The organism is Variovorax sp. P1_H12_2 (genome assembly GCF_056405335.1).
In genome coordinates this window covers 1-3,143 of the sequence record NZ_JBFUCI010000578.1, presented here as the reverse complement: position 1 = coordinate 3,143, position 3,143 = coordinate 1, and the positions used below count along the sequence as shown (strand labels likewise).

General features: G+C 68.1%; 5 protein-coding genes. 2 read left to right on the top strand and 3 right to left on the bottom strand.

What is annotated here, in order from left to right:
* The 3 genes from AC1D2K_RS32625 to AC1D2K_RS32615 form a co-directional block, all read right to left on the bottom strand.
* Positions 1–466, bottom strand: a 466-nt coding sequence (locus tag AC1D2K_RS32625) for a CreA family protein (protein WP_478094319.1), incomplete at its 3' end; no start/stop codon positions are given.
* Positions 463–1,014, bottom strand: a complete 552-nt coding sequence (locus AC1D2K_RS32620) for an NUDIX hydrolase (RefSeq protein WP_478094317.1) — start codon at positions 1,012–1,014, stop codon at positions 463–465. The genes AC1D2K_RS32625 and AC1D2K_RS32620, both read right to left, overlap by 4 nt.
* 3 nt (positions 1,015–1,017) lie before the next feature.
* On the bottom strand, positions 1,018–1,719 hold the full coding sequence (locus AC1D2K_RS32615; protein ID WP_478094315.1) for a fumarylacetoacetate hydrolase family protein: 702 nt from the start codon (positions 1,717–1,719) through the stop codon (positions 1,018–1,020).
* A gap of 102 nt (positions 1,720–1,821) precedes the next feature.
* On the opposite strand from AC1D2K_RS32615, the gene maiA reads away from it, so the two are divergent.
* On the top strand, positions 1,822–2,460 hold the full coding sequence (maiA, locus tag AC1D2K_RS32610) for a maleylacetoacetate isomerase (RefSeq protein WP_478094313.1): 639 nt from the start codon (positions 1,822–1,824) through the stop codon (positions 2,458–2,460).
* A gap of 2 nt (positions 2,461–2,462) precedes the next feature.
* Positions 2,463–3,143: peptidoglycan editing factor PgeF (gene pgeF, locus AC1D2K_RS32605; protein ID WP_478094311.1), on the top strand; the 681-nt coding region annotated here is incomplete at its 3' end.

The following is a 3,143-nucleotide window of genomic DNA, read 5'->3' as shown; positions in this document are numbered from 1 at the left end:
GGATCGGTGTGGCGCGATCGATCGGGACGGCGGTGACGCTGTTCTTCGGCGAGCCATCGATGAGCAGGTCGGAATAGGCCAGGTAGACCAGCGTATTGCGCCTGGCATCGACGATGCGCACGACGCGCAGCCGCTTGAAGAGAATCGACTGCCGTTCGCTGAAGACCTCCTCGCGCCGCGGCAGCGGCTGGATCACGCCGGCCGGTCCCACCTGCCGGCAGGCGATCGAGGCTTCGGCCTTGTCTTCGGCCAGGCCGAGCGCGCCGGAGACGCCGCCGGTCTTGGCGCGCGAGACATAGCAGGTGACGCCGTTCACCTTCGGATCGTCGTAGGCCTCGACCACGATCTTGTGGTCCGGCCCGATCAGCTTGAAGGCGGTGTCGACTTCGCCGACCTGTTCGGCCCCGGCGCCCGTTGCCGCCACGGCAAGGCCGAGAACGAGCTGCCGCTGCAGCCTGCGATTCATACGATGTCCACCGTGTGGACGCGATCGAAGCTGCCGCGGCGCCGGTCGTCGAAGTAGCGCGTGAGCGCCTCCCGCACGGTGCGGAACGCGATCTCTTCCCAGGGGATCTCGTCCTCGGCGAAGAGCCGGGCCTCGATCGTTTCGTGGCCCGGATCGAAGCGCTCGCTCAGCAGCCGGGCACGGTAGAACAGGTGGACCTGGCCGACGCGCACCACGCTCATGACCGCGAACAGGCCTTCCATCTCGTACTCGGCGCCGGCCTCTTCGTCGGTCTCGCGCGCAGCGCCCTGTTCGGTCGACTCGTTGAGCTCCATGAACCCGGCCGGCAGCGTCCATTTGCCCCAGCGCGGCTCGATGTTGCGCTTGCACAGCAGCACGCGATCGCCGAGGACCGGGATGGTCCCCACCACGTTCAGCGGAKTCTCGTAGTGGATCGTGTTGCAGGCCGGGCAGACCGCGCGCTCCTTGGTGTCGCCGTCGTCCGGGACGCGGTAGACGACCGCGGTGCCGCAGTTCTTGCAATGCTTGATGGGGACGCGCAGGATCATTGTCTAGATGATCCGGACGGTCAGCTTGGGCAGGCCGGTGATTTCGCCGACCAGCGTGTCGCCCGCGACCACCGCGGCCACGCCCTCGGGCGTCCCCGTGAAGATCAGGTCGCCGGGCTGCAGTTCCCAGGCGGCCGACAGGTGCTCGATGGTTTCGGCCAGGTTCCAGATCAGCTTGCTCACGTTGCTGCGCTGGCGGTCGACGCCACCGACCTGGACCGAGATCTCGGCCTTCTCGATGTCGCCCGCCTGCGCGGCCGGCACGATCGGGCCGATCGGTGCGCTCTGCTCGAAGCTCTTGCCGATGTCCCAGGGGCGGCCCTGCTTCTTCATGTCGTTCTGCAGGTCGCGGCGCGTCATGTCGAGGCCGACGGCATAGCCGAAGATGTGCTTGTGGGCGTCGGCTGCCGCGATGTTCTTGCCGCCGGTGCCGATCGCGGCGACCAGCTCGATCTCGTGGTGCAGGTTCTTGGTCAGCGTCGGGTAGGCCATGGTGCCGGTGCTGCCGGCCTCGACCACCACCACGGCATCGGCCGGCTTCATGAAGAAGAAGGGCGGTTCGCGGCCGGTGAAGCCCATTTCCTTGGCATGCTCTTCGTAGTTGCGGCCGACGCAGTAGATGCGATGCACCGGAAAGCGCGRGGCCTGGCCGACGACGGGGATCGATACGACCGGGTGAGGGGTGAAAACAAACTCGGAGGCCATGGGAGAAACGTCCTTTTCAGCGAAAAAAGCAGTGTGCCAGACGACCGGGCGAATTGCCCGGCGGTGGCCTGCGCGGGGCGGCGCGGCTATGCTAGCCGGATGATGAAGCTGCACAATTATTTCCGTTCCTCCGCCTCCTTTCGCGTGCGTATCGCGCTCAACATCAAGGGGCTGGCCTACGACTACATCCCGGTCCATATCGCCCGCGGGGAGCACAAGACCGGCCCCTTCGCCGCGATCTCGCCCGACAATCTGGTGCCGCTGCTCGAGGACGACGGCGAGCGCTTCACGCAATCGCTGGCGATCATGGAATACCTCGACGAGATCCAGCCCGAGCCCGCGCTCCTGCCCAGCGATCCCGTCGGCCGCGCCCATGTGCGGGCGCTGGCGGAGTCGATCGCCTGCGAGATCCATCCGCTCAACAACCTGCGCGTGCTCAAGTACCTGGTGCGGGAGCTGAAGCTGGACGACGAGGCCAAGAACGCCTGGTACCGCCACTGGGTGCGCGAGGGCATGCTGGCCTTCGAACGCCAACTGGCCCAGTATCCGGTCGGCACCTATTGCTACGGCAGCACGCCGACCATCGCCGACTGCTGCCTGGTGCCGCAGATCTTCAATGGCAAGCGCTTCGACTGCGACTTCAGCGGCCTGCCGCGCACGATGGCGGCGTTCGACGCCTGCATGCAGCTCGACGCCTTCCAGCGCGCCCAGCCATCGAACTGCCCCGACGCGGAAGCCTGAGCATGCCCGATTGGCTCGTGCCGGACTGGCCAGCGCCCGCGAATGTGCGTGCGGTATGCACCACGCGGGAGGGCGGCGTTTCGGTCGGCAGCTTCCAGGGGCTGAACCTCGGCGGCCATGTCGGCGACGATCCCGAGAAGGTTCAGGCCAACCGGGCCTGCCTCCGGGATGCCCTTGGCGCGCAGCCGGTGTTCCTGGAGCAGGTGCACGGCACCCAGGTGCTGACCCTCGATGCGCAGAGCGTCGACGGCGCCAGCGCCGACGCCTGCACGACGACGGAACGCGGCATCGCCTGCACGATCATGGTCGCGGACTGCCTGCCGGTGCTGTTCACCGATGAAGGCGGCCGCCGCGTGGCGGCCGCGCACGCAGGTTGGCGCGGGCTGGCGGCGGGTGTGCTCGAGCGCAGCGTCGAGGCTTTCGAGGCCGAGGGCGGCGCTTCCGAACTCATGGCCTGGCTCGGCCCCTGCATCGGACCCGACGCCTTCGAGGTCGGCGACGAGGTCCGCGCCGCCTTCGAAGCCGTCTCGCCAGCGGCCAGCGCGTGCTTCCGGCCGGCCGGCACGCCGGGCAAGTGGATGGCCGACCTCGCGGGGCTGGCGCGCCAGCGCCTGAAGGCGGCCGGCATCACGCGGCTTCACGGCAACGACAGCAGCGAGGCCTGGTGCACCGTGCACAACCCG